Origin of the sequence: Rhodococcus sp. IEGM 1302 (assembly GCF_030056935.1) — a bacterium.
Classification (GTDB): Bacteria; Actinomycetota; Actinomycetes; order Mycobacteriales; family Mycobacteriaceae; genus Rhodococcus_F; species Rhodococcus_F qingshengii.
Genome location: NZ_JASHKY010000029.1, coordinates 1 through 17,047 on the forward strand (window position 1 = coordinate 1; position 17,047 = coordinate 17,047).

The following is a 17,047-nucleotide window of genomic DNA, read 5'->3' on the forward strand; positions in this document are numbered from 1 at the left end:
TGGCGATGTCGGCGAGCTGAGCCTTACGACGGTCACCGAAGCCGGGAGCCTTGACGGCAACAGACTTGAAGGTGCCACGGATCTTGTTGACCACGAGGGTGGAGAGAGCTTCGCCCTCGACGTCCTCGGCGATGATCAGGAGCGGCTTGCCGGACTGGATGACCTTCTCCAGCAGGGGCAGCAGGTCCTTGACCGTGGAGATCTTGGAGCTGACGAGCAGGATGTACGCGTCTTCGAGGACGGCTTCCTGACGCTCTGCATCGGTGGCGAAGTACGCCGAGATGTAGCCCTTGTCGAAGCGCATGCCCTCGGTGAGCTCGAGCTGCAGGCCGAAGGTGTTGGACTCCTCGACCGTGATGACGCCTTCCTTGCCGACCTTGTCCATAGCCTCGGCGATGAGCTCACCGATGGACGGGTCGCCGGCGGAAATACCGGCGGTAGCAGCGATCTGCTCCTTGGTGTCGATCTCCTTGGCGGTCTCGAGCAGGCGAGCTGTGACAGCCTCGACAGCCTTCTCGATGCCGCGCTTGAGGCCGAGCGGGTTCGCGCCGGCTGCGACGTTGCGCAGACCTTCACGGACCAGTGCCTGTGCGAGAACGGTAGCGGTGGTGGTGCCGTCGCCAGCGACGTCGTCAGTCTTCTTGGCGACCTCCTTGACGAGCTCGGCGCCGATCTTCTCGTACGGGTCGTCGAGTTCGATCTCCTTGGCGATGGAAACACCATCGTTGGTGATCGTGGGGGCGCCCCACTTCTTTTCGAGAACGACGTTGCGACCCTTGGGGCCCAACGTCACCTTGACAGCGTCGGCGAGGGCGTTGAGGCCTCGCTCGAGGCCACGACGTGCCTCTTCGTCGAACGCGATGATCTTTGCCATTGCGAAGTGATCCTCCGGATAGGGGGTGACACACAAGGTGACCGCTCGTCGGGTCACCTCATCGGCACAAGGCGACCGTTTGACCGGTCACCTCATTACACGGGCGACCGATTTGCCTGGTCACCCATCTACGCCTGTGGTCTAGTCAGTGCCCGCGACGGACGACCGGGGGTGTCTATGGTTCCCGGTCTCACTGCCTCGACCTGGCACTCACGGTTCGCGAGTGCCAACTGCATTTTTAGCACTCGAGCGTGCCGAGTGCAAGGTTGAGCCTCAGCCCGCGATGCAGAACTGTCCGTTACTCAAATTGACCGCGAACGAGAGCACTCCGACGCAGTCGACGCCATTGGCATCGGCTGTAGCGCCCGCCCCGTAACCGGCGATGGCGAAGGTGACATTTCCGTCAGCCGCCCCGGCCCGCGCGATACCGCCGCCGAGCGCGAATGCCTGCGCCTGACCGTTACCGCGAGACGCCCCCAGCGCGGTTCCGAAGCCGTTGGCATATGAATTGGAGTAGCCGTTGTCGGCGGCGACGCTCACTGCCGTACCGCTCTCGGCGGCACCGGCCTGCGCGCGGCCGGCTCCGACGGACTGCGCGCCGCAGCTCGCGGTCTCGGAGACCTGGATGTCATTTGCCGACGGCGGCGAGACACACGCGACGGGCGCCGCGGAAGCAGCTCCCGCACCGGTCAGCGCCAGCCCGGCGGCGAGCCCCATACCTACAGTCATCACAGCCCCTGTTCTCGCCAGGCGGCCCCCCAACCGACTACTGGAAATTCCGCTGACTCGAGAGTATGAGCGACGGAACCAGACTGACGAGATCAAGGGCATAGAAACTCCTTCGTGGAACAAGTTCATTGGATTCGGGCGCGAGAGTACCCGCTCGAGTGAAGTCCGTCACCCCCGCCTGGTCAAGCCTCGAGGACGACCCCGAGAAGGGCCGGGAGATCCGCGACCGAATCGATGACATGATCGGGCTTCTGAACCGAGAGGTCGAGCACTGTTTGCCGAAACTTGCCTGTGCGCACCAGAACTCCGGTCAGGCCGACCCGCTGCGAGGAGAGGACGTCCCCGATCAGATCGTCGCCGACCATCACCGTCGCCTCAGGTTCGACATGCATCAACTCCGTGGCTGTCAGGAACCCCGTGAGAGACGGTTTACCCACTGCGGCGATGTTTACACCCGCCACTTCCTCGAAGCCGGGCAAGTACGTTCCGGTGTCGATCCGAAGGCCGTCTACGGTCTCCCACATCATCCCGCGGTGCATCGCGACGACGGGCACTCCGGCGAGCAATAGTTCGAGCACTCGGCTCAGCGCCTCGTGGGTGAACTCCGGGCCGGCGCCACCGAGAATCACGACCTCGGGATCGGCGTCGTCGAACTCGATTCCCTCGAGATCGGCGGACACGTCACCGTGATTGAGTACCCACGCCCTCGCGTCCGGGTACGTCGCCCGCACGTACTCCCCCGTGAGCCTGGCGGCAGTAACTATCTGGCTCGCCTCCACCTCGATACCGGCGTCGCACAACCCCTGCGCGATGAGTGTCGAACTGCGCGAGGTGGTGTTGGTCAGAAACCCACAGGCCAATCCGCGCCGCCGAACTTCGCGTACTGCTTCCCCTGCTCCCTCGATCGGCTGCCAGGACGTGAGCAGGACTCCGTCGATATCGAACAGAACACCTTCGATGTCGGCCATTGCACCAGCCTATATTCGCCATCGAGGTCCTGCCGAGGCGTCGAAACCCGAAATCCGTCCATCGCTCAGTAGGCTCCCACCCATGGACCTGCGCGACGACGACCTCTTCTCCGTTGCCGGTTCTCTGGCCGAATTGCTCGGCGCTCCCGTCACGATCGAGGACGAGAACTCGACGGTTCTCGCGTACTCCGGCGGCGAGCAGGCCGTAGACGAAGCTCGCATCGGCACGATCCTCGGTCGGCAGGTACCCAGCCGATTCCGCCAATTACTCTCCGATGCAGGAGTATTCGATCGGCTTCACCGAGAGAGCGATCCCATCTACGTCGACCTCGAAGACCCCGCGATCACGCCGCGACTGGTTATCGCAGTTCGCGAGAACGATCACCCCGTCGGCTCGATCTGGGTCGCACTGGCCGGAACACCGACGCCCACACAGGAATCGATACTTCGTTCCGCGGTATCTGTCGTGGCCGAGAGAATCGCCTCGGAGCGTGACCGGGTCGACAGCACACGTCGTCGCCAATCCCAGCGCGTCCAAGCACTGATCGGCGGTGGCGAACCCGCATTCCGCGCCGCCGACGACTTGCGGTTGGCAGGTCCGCTCACGGTGGTCGCGGTCGGAACCGTCACGGGACCACTGCCGGCGGGGTTGGTCGCCTCCTTGAGCTTGTACCTGGACACTCTGGCCGTCGACGCCGTGATCGCACAGTTGATCGACTCGACGTACCTTGTTGTCGGCGCTGACGAAGCGAACGCCCGCCGACTGTTGGAGGACTTCCTCAGCCGCGCCCGCACACGAGCACAACTTGCCGTTGCGGTGGGCCGCACCGTGAAATCAGCCAGCGAATGCCATTTGTCACGCGCCGACGCCGACCATGTTCTGGGCGCGCTGCGACACAACCGGTCCGGCGGGATTGTCGCGGGTATGAACGACACCTTGGCGTCGGTACTGGCCTTACATGTTGCCGACATATTCGACGGACTGAGCACCGCCACACCTATGCACGCCCTGGAAGGGTACGACCGTCGACATGGAAGCGAACTCGTCGCAACGGCCCACACCTTCCTCGACAAGGGCGGTGATGTCGCGAGTTCCTCCGCAGCATTGCATGTTCACCCCAACACTCTCCGCAATCGATTACGCCGCTGCAAGGAGATGTGCGGGGTTGACCTGAGCGACGCGGACACTCGACTGATCCTGATGCTTCAGTTCAAACTACGAAGTTCCTGAGCCGGCGAAGAAGGTATCGGAGCATCTCCCGTGCCGCTCCACTTTGGGGGGTATTCGACAAAATATCACCCAAAAGTATTAACGACCAGTCCGCCAAAAGTCATAATTACCGGCCACGATTCCCAAAACCCAGCAATTCGGCAATCATCAATCTTGCAATCTGGTTAGCGTTCCGCAAGATCTTCCTCTCACGGCCCAAATAGGCCATTTTGGTTGCCTGACCAGCACAAATGAAACACGTTTCAGTTTGGTTCTACAAATTCCTAGTCAAAGTGGACTTGCTCGAGCTAACCTCATTCCCGTCACGCCACATAAGACCCCGAACGCCACACGGATCTCTTAGCAGAACGATCGCAAGGGTCCGTGCACTAGTCGAACCTGCTCTTTGTGGAATGCAACAAGCATGCGCCGATGTACAAAAAGTCTTCCAGATCTATCGAAAGGATGGAACTTCATATGATCGCAATGTTCCTTCAAGCAACGGCTGCGTTGTTCACCGGATTACTGGACAATGTATGGAGCGGATCCCTAGTGCCCGGCATCGAGGGCGCCACCGGCTCGCTAGCCGGATTAATCGAGACCGGCTCATCGCAACCCTGATCCATTTCAGAACATCACCCAACGACAGGAGTAAACGATGGATCTAGGATCGATGGTGCCTTACCTCAAGGAACCGATAATTTTGCAGATCATTTCATTGCTCGTATACAGAGGCTCCATGGCGTCAGTCGACTTCGACTGGCAACCCCCACTCGGCTGACTTCAACAGAATTTCCTACCGTGATAAAAATCTACCGCAAGGAGCGTTAGCATAGTGGATACAGCAAGTATAATCGACGCAGTCACGAGCATTGATTCGCAATCATTGCTACCCCCGTTCGTTTATGTGCAGGCAATAGTCGACGGCATCTTCAAGTCTATCTCCGCAGCCATCAACCTAATGGCTAGCGGTTCTGCAGGTATTGGTGGAAGCATTCAGACCGCCCTCGGCTCGACCGTTGCCCCGTAGTCGGGAGAGGAGACAATAATGTTCGATCTTTCAATGAGCTATCTGTCGGATCTGGTGGGATTTGGCTCAATCGACCTAGTAGGTACGTTCGCGAAGTATCTCAACACCCTGTCCGCGTACACGCCGACGCCGCTCTAAGGAAAGGTGATTTACAATGCTGCAAAGATATATCACCAGTTTGATCGCCTGGGCTACTGGGACCATAGAGTTGACCGGCCTGGGAAGTACCATTCTGCAGAAGTAAATTCTCTGGTGCAACTTCTCTACTCTGAACTTCGATGATCCCCGAGGCTCCAATTCGCCTCGGGGGTCATTTCGCGTTCCAAGCACGAGAGTTTTCCAGGCACGAGAGTTCCGGGCCACGAGAGTTCCGGGGCACGGACACTTTGATCCGGCACCCGCCACGTGAGGAGTTCGACATGAGACTGCCCAACCTGCTGGATGCGGCTGTCACACAGGTGAATCCGCGAGACGCGGACTTCGTCTACAACGAGTCCGCCGGCCACCTGAAGCATCTGGTCGGCGTGTACTTCTTCGAAACATCTCAGCACCCAGCCGCAGAATTCACGCAGGCGCAAGCCGTCGATTGGGTCACCGCCAGGCTCGGACACAATCGCATGTTCACCCACCGAATCCAGCACACGCCACTGGGACTCGGCCATCCGTACTGGGTTCCAGACCCCAACCTGGATGTGGGCGACCACGTGCGGGTCAACGCGATTTCCGAGCCGGGTTGGGCACCATTTCAAGAAATGCTCAGCGCCCTGCTGACCTCGAGAATGGATCTCAGCCGCCCACCCTGGGAACTGCACTTTTTCACGGGGATCGAGGGGCTTGACGCTCTACCCGGCAGGCTGACGGCGGTTGTGCTCAAGTCTCATCACAGCGCGGCCGACGGAATCGCGATCCGAATGCTGGGTGAAGCCATATTTTCGGATGCGCAACGGCCGAGGAAATCAGCACCTGCAATACGGTTCCTACGGGGACGTCTCTTCACGCGATCAGTGCTGAGTTTCCCCGGCCAACTTATCCAGTTCGCCAAGAGCATTCCGGGCAATCGGGCTGCTGCCCGTGCGGTAGTCGAGGCGAAGAGTGCTGGAGAATGGGACGAGTGCATCTACGAAAGTACTAGCACCCGCTTCAACTGCAAGGTAAGCGGGTCGGCATTGGTGGAGCCGATCATCCTCGCAGGCAACGAGGTTCGGCATGTGAAGAACGCAGTCCCCGGAGCGACTGTCAACGACGTCCTTCTGGCTGTGGTCGGTTGCGCGATGGCGCGATACCTTACCGAGAAGAGCGAAGCGCCTCGAGGTTCTCTGTTCGCGATGGTTCCGCGGTCCATGCGCAAGCAAGAGGAGTGGGAGTCCGCAAACCAATTGGTGAATCTGTCCGTGAACATGCACACCACGATCACGGATCCGCTGAAGAGACTCGCTCTCATCGCAGAGTCTGCACGCTCGGAGAAGGCCCGTACGTCCCACACAGCGGTCCGGCGGATGAGCACAGTGTTGGAGACCCTACCCGCTCCGATAGCGCGGTTGATGGCATATTCACGTCACCATGACGACTACAAGCCGGATGGGCCGCGGTATCAGCACACGATGGTGAGTAACATTCCGCTCTCGGTCAACGGACTGACCCTGAACGGGGCATCTGGCACTGCCGTACTCGCTAATCAAGCACCGGTCGACGGTGACGGGCTGCGGCACTTCATGGTAGCTGCGAGTGGCGGCAACCTAACGCTCAACGTGATTGCAGACGCCGCAACGATGCCAGATCTAGGCCACTACCTGGAGTTGCTTCGCGCGAGTTTCGAGGAACTGAAGGAAGCCGCAAAGACGCGTGAGCTCGAGAGCAACTCGACCGTCATCGCATCCTGATCCCTTATTCACCAAGACATTACGAGCCCGGCCTACCACTGCGGTAGGTCGGGATTCTTGTCGAGCGGGTAATTCTGCACGTAACTCGCATCCACATGGTCTGGAAGCGCCTCCCGGCACACACTTCTGGCACTCACGCACAAGACTACGCAAAACAGCGCTGCCTGAGTGGGGTGTCAGGCAGCGCTGCTAATCACCGGGGTCCGGATTGACTATGGATGCAGAACGCCCGCACCCGAATTCAGTGCCGGGTAACTACCGGTCGCACCCACCGCATTGGCGGGAATGCATGAGGTCGGCGCACTGACTGTCCCGAAGATAGGCACTGACGCCTTCGATGTGAAACGGAAGTAATTCGCCGAGAAGTTATACATCTGGGCCGCGGTGCCCTGAGTGTCGAACTTCACGTCCAACGCACTGTTCCGAGTTTGGAAACTAATCTTCGGAAGCTGGTATGTCACGCCTACGCCGACATCCGCACCGTCCACGATCAGTTGCGATCCGGTATCGGTGAGAGTGACCGTGCCTGTGTAGCCCGAACCGGAACCGGCCACCAGTGCGGCCGATCCTGCGACGAACGTCGCTGGGTCATAGCGGTAGACAAGCCTGACGTCATCAATGCCGAGGAATGTGACACCCGAGACGCCAGAACTGCTGGGCGTCGTCGCTGAACCGGGCTGAAGGGTGTATGAATTTACCCCGGGCGTGGCATTCACAGTGACGTGGTTAGCCGTGACCGAGGTTGGAACTACCTGATCCACGGTCTGCCCAACACTTACAGCGCGGCACGCCTGGTTATAGCTCGTCACCGTCGTACCTGCAGTTGCCGACGCCGGTGCAACTGCTGCGAATACCATGCCCGCCGAAGCAGTTGCTACTGCTAGAGCGGCCACCGTACGTTTTGCCGTTGAAACATGCATATCTTCTACTCCTCATTCCCTTTCGGGATCGGTTTTTAGCGTTGATAGCACTTCCTGCCAAAACGCAGTTCGAGTAAAGTTGAATTACTGCATTGACAGCCTCCGCATCACCGGAATTTTCGCGGCGAAGGGGAAGTCTTTGAGGCCGTGCGCAGCACGATAGGATTTGTTCACTACCGATGCACGACCGAAATCTTGACAACGGAGATTAGCGATACGACATCACCCGGGAATCATGTCTCGATTCCGAAAAAGATGACGTCCGACCGTGAGAAACCACCTCCAATCAGCTGGTTTGGTAGCACCCATTCCACTGGATGCTCACACCGAGCGGTAAGTTGGAACAGCTGATCGACGATTGAAGGCCATTCACGATTTGCCGTTTATGTGATGACCGTCACCATACCTCAATTACTAGAACTTGTAACAGTTTTTGAAAGAAATCTCTCGACAACTTGAAATGGCGCCCCCACTTACATCCAGGATTTGCACGCGACTAATACCAAGGAACTAACATTCAGCGAAACATTAATACTAAAGTATTAACAACGCAGCTCATTCGAGAGATGGTTAATACTTTAGTATTAATTCAAAAGTTCCAGCGCATTTACGAACCGACTCACTGTGATTCGCTTCCCAAGCGAGGGCTGTGCACTCGCACAACGCATTCCCCGAAGCTGTGGCCGAACGGCCAGTCCTTTTGCCGCCCCCGCGATTCATGCTTGGGAGAAGAGCCGGATGTGACCGGCGTCTCGGTTCGAGCAGAGTCTGTAGAAGGAGTGCGTCATGGGAACTCGTCAAAGCCCCGATCGTGTGGTCGTGGTCGGTGCGGGTGTTGTCGGATTGTCGACGGCCTGGTTCTTGCAGGAACGTGGAGTCGAGGTCACCGTCGTCGATCGCGACGGCGTCGCAGCCGACGCGAGCTGGGGCAACGCCGGTTGGCTGGCCCCCGCATTGACGCTTCCGCTGCCCGAACCCGCAGTGCTCCAATACGGCTTGCGCGCGATGCTCAGCCCGTCGTCCCCGGTGTACGTGCCACTCACCACCGATCTGAAGCTGATTCGGTTCCTGGTCGGGTTCGCGCGCCACTGCACGCCGTCGAAGTGGCAGGAAGCGATGTCGGTCTACACCGAGGTCAACCGAACAGCCTTGGGCGCGTACGACGAACTCGCCGACGGTGGCGTCAAAGAGCTGACCCGCCTGGCCGATCCTTTCCTCGCCGCGTTTGCGTCCGAGAAGGACCGACAGACCTTGGTGGACGAGTTCCATCACGTCGAAGCTGCCGGCGGAGAAGTCGACTTCGACCTCCTCGACTACGACGCGATTCACTCGCTCGAGCCTTCACTCGGCCAGGGTGTGAAAGCCGGTTTGCGTCTGCGTAATCAGCGTTTCATCGATCCCCCGTTGTTCGTGAACTCGTTGGCGGACGCGGTTCGTGAACGCGGTGGAGAAATCGTCAGCGGTTTCGACGTCACGCAGATCGACGATCGGGTCGGCGGAGTCACTGTTCGCAGTGCACACGGTGATTCACGCGACGGCGACGCCGTGGTCATCTCGAGCGGTGCCCGCTTGAACAAGCTCGCAGCACCGTTCGGTGTGCGCAAACTGGTGCAGGCCGGACGCGGATACAGCTTCAGTGTCAAGCCCGAGCACCTCCCCAAGAACCCTGTGTATTTCCCCACCCAGCGCGTCGCATGCACTCCGTTGCACGATCGCTTCCGAGTGGCCGGAATGATGGAATTCCGCAGCCCTGACGCGCCGCTGGATCCGCGCCGCGTGCAGGCGATCATCGATGCGGCCAAGCCGATGCTCAGCGGCATCGACTGGACTGCGCGGGAAGAGGAGTGGGTGGGATCACGACCGTGCACTACCGACGGCTTGCCGTTGATCGGAGCCACGCGCTCGCCGCGCGTGCACGTCGCCGGTGGCCACGGGATGTGGGGAATCGCTCTGGGTCCGTTGACGGGAAAGATGGTGGCCGACTCGATGACCGGTGCTCAGACGCCGACCGTCATGAGTCACTTCGATCCGCTGCGCTGACAGCCGGTTTCACCCACTTGTAGTACGCGCCCGTCAGCAGAACCAGCCATCCGGCGCCGACGAGCAGCGCAACTCGGGTATCGGCGATGACGCCGAGCAACACGATGACAAAAGCCAGGAACACGATCGCGAAGATCTGACCGTACGGCCACAGCGGCACTGGAAACTTCAGTGCCGCTGTTTCGTCTGCACTCATCTGAGCGCGGGAACGGAACTGCGAGAGCAGGATCATGATCCAGACGAAAATGGTGGCGAAGGTCGCCAGCGAGGCGATGACGAGGAACACCTGGTCCGGGATCAGGTAGTTGAGCACTACTCCCACCAACAGGGCAACGGTCATGATGACAACGGTCATCCACGGAACACCGTTGGCGGAGACTCTCTTCATCACCTGCGGGGCCTGGCCGGCATGCGACATTCCGAACATCATGCGACCCGCACCGAAAACGTCGCTGTTGATGGCTGACAGGGCTGCGGTGATGACGACGATGTTGAGGATCGATGCGGCCGTTCCCAATCCGAGGTTCTCGAAGATCTGGACGAACGGGCTGTTGTCGGAGTTGATGGTCTGCCACGGAATGATCGCCATGATGACGGCGAGGGTGCAGATATAGAAGAGAATGATGCGCACCGGGACCGTGTTGACGGCTTTCCTGATGGTCTGCGCCGGATCCTCGGCTTCGCCCGCGGTGATACCGATGATCTCGGTGCCACCGAACGCGAACATGACGATCGCGAAACACGCGACGAATCCGCCGAAGCCCGTCGCGAAGAACCCGCCGTCCGACCAGAGGTGGCTGATTCCGGCATCGGTGTCGTGAACGCCGAATCCGAACACGATGATCGCGATGCCGCCGGCGATCATCGCGATGATGGCGGTGATCTTCACGAGCGTGAACCAGAATTCCAGTTCGCCGAACACCTTGACGCTCAACAGGTTTATCGCGCCGATGAAGAAGACGACAGCCAGAACCCAGATCCATCTCGGTACGTCCGGGAACCAGAACTGCATGTACAGGCCGAAGGCGGTGACGTCGGCGAGGCACACGATCACCATCTCGAACGTGTACGTCCACCCGGTCATGAAACCGGCGAGTGGTCCGAGGTGCTTGTTCGCGTACTCGCTGAACGAACCGGAAACCGGGTTACGGACCGCCATCTCGCCGAGCGCTCGCAACACCAGGTAGACCGCGATACCGCCGATCAGGTAGGCCAGGAGCACCGACGGGCCGGCTCGTTTGATGGCCTCGGCGCTGCCGTAGAACAGTCCGGTTCCGATGGCTGATCCGAGGGCGATGAAGCGGATATGGCGCGCTGTCAGCCCTCGCTTGAGGCCATCCTGCGTCGCGGCGTCGCTGTTCACTTCTCGGTACTCCAGTCGGATGGATCGTCATACGTGCGCGAACCATTGTCCGCTACCACCGCGCGTGTTCCCGCACGACCCTGTTGGACGGCCGTACAGTGACCTGACACACATGGTCCATTGACGGATCGCTTACGATCGACAAAAGTGTTTGTAACTTTACGTAGCATCAACTCGACTGGAGAGACTGTGTCCAACACCCTCGAAGCAAGCATCGACATCGACGCATCACCGCAGGACGTGTGGGCAATCGTCGCCGACCTGCAGCGCATGGGCGAATGGAGCCCCCAGTGCAAGGTGATGAAGGTAATCGGCGGGACCGTGCGTGAGGGCGCCAAGACGATCAACGTCAACCGCAAGGGCCTGCTGGTCTGGCCGACGTCGTCGAAGGTCGTTCGCTTCGAGCCCAACAAGTCGGTGGCGTTCCGCATCGCGGAGAACCGCACGATCTGGTCCTACGAACTCGAGCCGACCGCTACCGGCACCAAAGTGACCGAGCGTCGCGAGGCTCCCACCGGAACGTCGAAGGTCTCGCAGTTCCTCGTCAAGACCGTCCTGGGCGGAAACGCCGACTTCGAGGTCGAGCTCGTCGAAGGCATGAATGCCACCTTGAAGCGTGTGAAGAGCGAGGCCGAGGCGGCTGCACGCACCTCTGCTTGACCCTCGACCTGGTCGAGGCATCAGGATCCGTTCCATGGATCCCGTGATGACACAGATAGCGCAGGCACAAGAATTGGCGAGCTCCGGCGATCGAGCCGGGGCTCGCTCTGCGTTCGAGAAGGTGTGGGAAGAGATCAGCGCCGCCCCCGATGCGCTCCACATCGTCTCCCTCGCGCACTACATGGCCGACGTTCAAGACGATCCGGCTCAAGAGCTCTGCTGGGACCTGCGCGCCCTCGACGCTGCAGATTCGTTGACCGACGCGCGAGCCCAGGAACACCACGCATCGCTGCAGGTCGCCGGTTTCTATCCATCGCTGCACCTCAACCTGGCTGCCGACTACCGCAAACTCGGACGCGACGCCGAGGCCGTCGAGCATCTGACGAAGGCCGAGGCGTCGGTCGGCACACTCGCCGACGACGGTTACGGCCGGATGATCAGGGGCGCTATCGAGCGACTGCGGGCAGAATTGATCCGTGACCACTAGTTCCGCCCTCTTGACGATCGGCGAGATGTCCAGGGCGTCGGCGCTCCCGATCAGCGCGCTGCGGTTCTACGACAAGGAAGGCGTGCTCGTCCCGCATTCCGTCGATCCGCACACCGGTTACCGCTGGTACACCGACGACCAACTCCGCGACGCACGCGTGATCGCCGGTATGCGGCGCGTCGGTGTTCCGATCCGCGACATGATGGCCGTCCTGACCGGACCGGAACCCCATTCGTGCCTCGACGCCCATCTGCGCAACCTCGAGGACGGTCTCGCCGACGCCCGGGCCGAACTGGGACGAATCCACCGCCTGATCGACGCGCTACCTATCTCCGGCGGCGTGGACATCGACTCGTGGGATCTACGACGCGCACTCGACGCCGTGCTGTTCGCCGTGAACGAGGAATCGGAGTTCCCGATACTTCGCGGCGTCCACCTCGACATTCACGACGGCGTCGCTGCGTTTGTCACCACTGATCAGTTCCGGCTCGCGGTCGCCGAGGTGACAGTTCACTCCGCTCTGACGGTGTCCGCTGTCGTTCCCGTCACCTTCGCGCGATTGTTGCGCGACGTCGCCGGCGTCGTGACGCTGACTTTCTCCGCGCGCACGGTGACTGCGTCGTATCCGGGAGGTGAGGTGTCCAGCCCCCTGATCGAGGACGGAGAGTTCCCCGATCACCGAATCCTGCGCGAGCACCACAACGCCGTCGAACTGAGCGGCGACCACCTTGCCGCCCTGCTCAACGGCACCGAGGACAGTGCCGTCGTCAGCGTCGGCGAAGACGGTGGTGCCCGGGTGGATCCGGGCGGAACGGATCCCCGTGAGAAGTTCCGAGTACTGGTCGACCGGCAGCGACTGCGCGACGCCGCCGCAGCCCAACCGGGGCGGCAACTGGTGATCCGAGTAAGCGGTGCGACGCTCCCGCTGGCGATACGCACCGGCGACTGTGTCGGGTACTACTCGTACTTGATGCCACTACAGCCTGTAGGAGAGAAGGCGTTCACGTAATCTATGGATGCTTTACCACCCCGTACTGTCAGTGCGACCAGCAGAAGACCTACCGAGTAGTTAGAGGAGCCTGTGGCACGCCGACCCACACCCCCCGGAACCCCGCAACCCACCGGGATCGGACATATCGTCGATCTGGTTCGCCATGCGATTCCGCCACTTCATCCCGCCGGCCTGCCGTTCGTGCTGGCCCCGCTGGGAGTTGCAGCTCTGGGCCGCAACCGTAAGTGGGTGCGCCGAGCCGGTCTGACCACCGCCGCCGCATGCGCCACGTTCTTCCGTCACCCGCACCGGGTGCCGCCCAACCGCATCGGCGTCGTCGTCGCACCCGCCGACGGCGAGGTGGCGTTGGTCGACAACGCCGTTCCGCCCGCCGAGCTCAATCTCGGAAGCGAGCCGCGCCCGCGCGTCAGCATCTTCCTGTCGGTTCTCGACGTGCATGTCCAGCGCAGCCCTGTCGGTGGAACGGTCAAAGAGGTCGTTCACCAGGCAGGCAAGTTCCTCTCCGCAGATCTCGCCGACGCCAGCGAGGTCAACGAGCGCAACAGCATGCTGATCGAAACCGCCGATGGTCACGACGTTGCGGTTGTCCAGATCGCGGGACTGCTTGCACGCCGCATCGTCTGCTACGCCGGTGTCGGTGACGTCCTGCCGATCGGCGACACGTACGGACTGATCCGTTTCGGCTCACGCGTCGACACCTATTTCCCCGCCGGAACCACACTCCTGGTCGAGCCGGGACAACGCACGATCGGTGCTGAAACAGTTATCGCGCAACTGCCGTGAAGACGCCGAAGATGAAGTCAGCCGTGAAGAAGCCGGGAGCAGCCCAACCCGGCGCGAAGATGCCCAAACGCACCCAGGCGGTGCGGTTGCTGCCGTCCGTCATCACCATCCTGGCGCTGTGCGCCGGGCTGTCCGCCGTCAAATTCGCTCTCGACGGACAACCCGGTACCTCGCTCGCGATGATCGGCGCAGCTGCCGTCCTCGATTCACTCGACGGCCGCATCGCGCGACTGCTCGACGCCACCAGCAAGATCGGCGCCGAACTCGACTCACTGGCCGACTCCATCTCCTTCGGCGTCGCCCCGGCCCTGGTCCTGTACGTGACCTTGCTGGACGGCACCAGCATCGGCTGGATCATCGCGTTGATCTACGCGGTCAGCATCGTGTTGCGACTCGCACGTTTCAACACCCTGCTCGACGACGACGACGTCCCCGCGTATGCACGTGAGTACTTCGTCGGCGTTCCGGCTCCGGCCGGCGCACTCATCGCCCTCACTCCCCTGGCCGCGACGGCTCAGTGGGGTGACGGCTGGTGGTCTTCGCACTTCGTCGTCATCGTGTGGACGCTCTTCTCGGCTGCACTGATCGTCAGCCGCATCCCGACGCTGGCGATGAAGTCGGTATCCGTGCCGCCGCACATGGCGGCCGGCCTGCTCGTCCTGGTGACGTTGGCTGCAGCCGCACTCATCACCTACCCGTACATCCTGCTGATCGTTCTCATCGCGATCTACCTGGTGCACATCCCGTTTGCCGTGCACTCGAAGCGGTGGGTGGCAGCACGTCCCGAAACCTGGGACATCAAGCCTTCCGAACGCCGCGCGATCCGACGCCAACCCAACGTCGGTGGCCGCCGCTCGGCCGCTCGTCTCGGATTGCGGCGACCCCGCTAGTCCACGACGTACTCTCGAGAGGTGACTTCGCCGGAACTCGCCCTCACCGTTCGACTCAACACCTCTGCCGCCGACCTACGCCGCGGGGTCGTGCGCTTGCACCCCGAAGCGTTGGCGGCGTTGGGCATCCGCGAATGGGATGCCATCGCACTCATGGGAGCCCGCGGCACCGCGACCGTCGCGGGCCGTGCACCCACCGGAACCCCGGCAGGCACGATCCTTCTCGACGACGTCACCATGTCGAACGTCGGCCTGACCGAGAACTCATCCGTCGTGGTCGGTCCGGTGACGGTGTACGGAGCGCGATCCGTCTCCGTCACCGGCTCGTCCATGGCGACAAATTCGATCAGCTCGACGGTTCTGCGACAAGCCCTTCTGGGCAAGGTCGTCAGCGTCGGCGACACGGTCTCGCTCCTCCCCCGCGATCTCGGTCCGGGTACGAGCACTTCCGAAGCCACCCAAGCGCTTTCCCGTACCTTCGGCGTCGCGTGGACATCCGAACTGCTCACCGTCACGGCCGTCGAACCTGCCGGTGGTCCGGTCAGCGTCCAGCCGAATTCGGCAGTCAACTGGGGTTCCGGCTCGGCGGGCACACTGACACCGAGTGCGCTTGTTTCCAGTCCGGCCGCCGTCGCGATCGAGCCTGCACCGTCGGTTCCGCTGGATCACCTCGTCGGCGCGCAAGCGCAGGCAGCCAAGCTGACCGAGTGGCTCGGCCTGGCACTCGACGAACCCGAACTGCTCCGTACGCTCGGCGCCTCCCCGCACCTCGGCGTCCTCATCACGGGCCCCGCCGGCGTGGGCAAAGCCACGTTGGCCCGCTCGGTCCTGTCCTCGCGCAAACTTGTCGAACTCGACGGCCCGGGAGTCGGTGCCACCGAGGCGAATACCCGCCTGCAGCGAATCGTCGACGCCGTTGCTGCCGTGCGCGGCGGTGGTGTACTGCTGATCAGTGACATCGACGCTCTGCTTCCGGCCACCGCGGAACCGGTATCCGCACTGATCCTCGAACAACTGCGCAGCGCCGTCGCAACCCCGGGCGTGGCATTCGTCGCGACCTCCGCCCATCCGGAGACCGTCGACGCGCGCCTTCGCGGCCAGGATCTCTGCGATCGAGAACTCGCACTTACCCTGCCGGACGGCGCAACCCGCAAGGCGTTGCTCGAACTCCTGCTCCGCCGCGTGCCCACCGGAACCCTCGAACTCGACGCCATCGCCTCGCGCGCACCGGGATTCGTGGTCGCCGACCTCGCGGCGCTCTGCCGTGAAGCTGCCTTGCGAGCGGCGACGCGGGCGTCCAAATCCGGTGATTCTCCGGAGATCACGCAGGAAGATCTTGTCGGTGCCCTCGAAGTGATTCGGCCACTGTCTCGTTCGAGTACCGAAGAACTGTCGATCGGCAGCGTCACCCTCGACGACGTCGGCGACATGGTCGAAACCAAACAGGCGCTCACCGAAGCGGTGCTGTGGCCGCTACAGCACCCCGACTCCTTCGCACGCCTCGGTGTCGACCCACCCCGCGGCGTGCTCCTCTACGGCCCTCCCGGCTGCGGTAAGACGTATCTCGTTCGTGCCCTTGCCAGCTCAGGTCACCTCAGCGTCCACGCCGTCAAAGGTGCGGAGCTGATGGACAAGTGGGTCGGCGCCTCCGAAAAGGCCGTAAGAGAGTTGTTCCAGCGCGCACGCGATTCGGCGCCCTCGTTGATCTTCCTCGACGAAATCGACGCCCTTGCCCCGCGTCGTGGTCAAAGTTCCGACTCCGGGGTGTCGGATCGCGTCGTAGCCGCGTTGCTGACCGAACTCGACGGCGTCGAACCGCTACGCGACGTCGTGGTGTTGGGCGCCACCAACCGACCGGATCTGATCGACCCGGCTCTTCTGCGCCCCGGCAGACTCGAACGTCTCGTATTCGTACCGCCGCCGGATGCGGAGGCCCGCAAAGCGATTCTGCGTGCTTCCGGCAAGTCGGTACCGCTCGCCGAAGATGTCGATTTGGACATTCTGGCCGTCGATCTCGAGGGATACTCGGCAGCAGACTGCTCGGCTCTCCTGCGTGAGGCTGCACTCGCCGCCATGCGTCGGAGCATGGACGCGGCCGACGTGACGGCCGCGGACGTGGCAACCGCCCGTGAGAAGGTACGTCCCTCACTCGATCCCGAGCAGGTGGCACACCTACAGGCGTACGCGGACAACCGATAAGG

The 17,047-nt window shown here is 61.7% G+C and carries 14 protein-coding genes; 9 read left to right on the forward strand and 5 right to left on the reverse strand.

Features of this window, described 5'->3' with window-relative positions; all coding sequences use genetic code 11:
- The 3 genes from groEL to QM609_RS25200 all read right to left on the reverse strand — a co-directional run.
- Positions 1-874 (reverse strand): chaperonin GroEL (gene groEL / locus QM609_RS25190; protein ID WP_283337595.1); only part of this gene is annotated, 874 nt, incomplete at its 3' end.
- A 273-nt stretch (positions 875-1,147) separates the two neighbouring features.
- Positions 1,148-1,705 (reverse strand): DUF6764 family protein, encoded by a 558-nt coding sequence (locus tag QM609_RS25195; RefSeq protein ID WP_039973364.1) that lies wholly within the window; start codon positions 1,703-1,705, stop codon positions 1,148-1,150.
- An 80-nt stretch (positions 1,706-1,785) separates the two neighbouring features.
- Entirely contained in the window at positions 1,786-2,571 is a 786-nt protein-coding gene (locus QM609_RS25200; protein ID WP_003941506.1) for an HAD-IIA family hydrolase, read from the reverse strand.
- An 82-nt stretch (positions 2,572-2,653) separates the two neighbouring features.
- Between QM609_RS25200 and QM609_RS25205 the strand changes: the two genes are divergently transcribed.
- Together QM609_RS25205 and QM609_RS25210 are read left to right on the forward strand one after the other, a co-directional pair.
- A complete protein-coding gene (locus tag QM609_RS25205; RefSeq protein ID WP_007733721.1) occupies positions 2,654-3,802 on the forward strand; it encodes a PucR family transcriptional regulator in 1,149 nt (382 codons plus the stop codon).
- Positions 3,803-5,230: 1,428 nt separating this feature from the next.
- Positions 5,231-6,691: a wax ester/triacylglycerol synthase domain-containing protein gene (locus QM609_RS25210; protein WP_007733717.1), complete on the forward strand. Its 1,461-nt coding sequence runs from the start codon at positions 5,231-5,233 to the stop codon at positions 6,689-6,691.
- Positions 6,692-6,903: 212 nt separating this feature from the next.
- Here QM609_RS25210 and QM609_RS25215 read toward each other — a convergent pair whose 3' ends face one another.
- Positions 6,904-7,407: a hypothetical protein gene (locus QM609_RS25215; RefSeq protein ID WP_042450431.1), complete on the reverse strand. Its 504-nt coding sequence runs from the start codon at positions 7,405-7,407 to the stop codon at positions 6,904-6,906.
- Between the two features lie 990 nt (positions 7,408-8,397).
- Between QM609_RS25215 and QM609_RS25220 the strand changes: the two genes are divergently transcribed.
- Complete coding sequence (locus tag QM609_RS25220) at positions 8,398-9,651, forward strand: NAD(P)/FAD-dependent oxidoreductase (protein WP_021333986.1); 1,254 nt, start codon at positions 8,398-8,400, stop codon at positions 9,649-9,651.
- Here QM609_RS25220 and QM609_RS25225 read toward each other — a convergent pair.
- Positions 9,623-11,014, reverse strand: coding sequence for an amino acid permease (locus QM609_RS25225; protein ID WP_021333985.1), 1,392 nt, complete (start codon positions 11,012-11,014; stop codon positions 9,623-9,625). The genes QM609_RS25220 and QM609_RS25225 overlap by 29 nt on opposite strands.
- Positions 11,015-11,203: 189 nt before the next feature.
- On the opposite strand from QM609_RS25225, the gene QM609_RS25230 reads away from it, so the two are divergent.
- The 6 genes from QM609_RS25230 to QM609_RS25255 all read left to right on the forward strand — a co-directional run bounded on the left by QM609_RS25230 (position 11,204) and on the right by QM609_RS25255 (position 17,045).
- A complete protein-coding gene (locus tag QM609_RS25230; RefSeq protein WP_003941500.1) occupies positions 11,204-11,674 on the forward strand; it encodes an SRPBCC family protein in 471 nt (156 codons plus the stop codon).
- A gap of 34 nt (positions 11,675-11,708) precedes the next feature.
- Positions 11,709-12,161 (forward strand): hypothetical protein, encoded by a 453-nt coding sequence (locus tag QM609_RS25235; protein ID WP_007733713.1) that lies wholly within the window; start codon positions 11,709-11,711, stop codon positions 12,159-12,161.
- Positions 12,151-13,170: a DNA polymerase III subunit beta family protein gene (locus QM609_RS25240; protein WP_042450437.1), complete on the forward strand. Its 1,020-nt coding sequence runs from the start codon at positions 12,151-12,153 to the stop codon at positions 13,168-13,170. Before QM609_RS25235 ends, QM609_RS25240 begins: the two co-directional genes overlap by 11 nt.
- A 72-nt stretch (positions 13,171-13,242) precedes the next feature.
- Positions 13,243-13,956 (forward strand): phosphatidylserine decarboxylase, encoded by a 714-nt coding sequence (locus tag QM609_RS25245; RefSeq protein ID WP_003941540.1) that lies wholly within the window; start codon positions 13,243-13,245, stop codon positions 13,954-13,956.
- Positions 13,957-14,015: 59 nt separating this feature from the next.
- Entirely contained in the window at positions 14,016-14,846 is an 831-nt protein-coding gene (locus QM609_RS25250; RefSeq protein WP_029254795.1) for a CDP-alcohol phosphatidyltransferase family protein, read from the forward strand.
- 21 nt (positions 14,847-14,867) lie between these two features.
- Positions 14,868-17,045: an AAA family ATPase gene (locus tag QM609_RS25255; protein WP_003941536.1), complete on the forward strand. Its 2,178-nt coding sequence runs from the start codon at positions 14,868-14,870 to the stop codon at positions 17,043-17,045.
- Positions 17,046-17,047 lie beyond the last annotated feature (2 nt).

What these genes read in the sequence shown, in the direction of transcription:
- QM609_RS25195 (WP_039973364.1), bottom strand. Translation starts at nt 1,705, where the DNA reads ATGCCCTTGATCTCGTCAGTCTGGTTCCGTCGCTCATACTCTCGAGTC.
- QM609_RS25200 (WP_003941506.1), bottom strand. Translation starts at nt 2,571, where the DNA reads ATGGCCGACATCGAAGGTGTTCTGTTCGATATCGACGGAGTCCTGCTC.
- QM609_RS25205 (WP_007733721.1), top strand. Translation starts at nt 2,654, where the DNA reads ATGGACCTGCGCGACGACGACCTCTTCTCCGTTGCCGGTTCTCTGGCC.
- QM609_RS25210 (WP_007733717.1), top strand. Translation starts at nt 5,231, where the DNA reads ATGAGACTGCCCAACCTGCTGGATGCGGCTGTCACACAGGTGAATCCG.
- QM609_RS25220 (WP_021333986.1), top strand. Translation starts at nt 8,398, where the DNA reads ATGGGAACTCGTCAAAGCCCCGATCGTGTGGTCGTGGTCGGTGCGGGT.
- QM609_RS25235 (WP_007733713.1), top strand. Translation starts at nt 11,709, where the DNA reads ATGGATCCCGTGATGACACAGATAGCGCAGGCACAAGAATTGGCGAGC.
- QM609_RS25250 (WP_029254795.1), top strand. Translation starts at nt 14,016, where the DNA reads ATGCCCAAACGCACCCAGGCGGTGCGGTTGCTGCCGTCCGTCATCACC.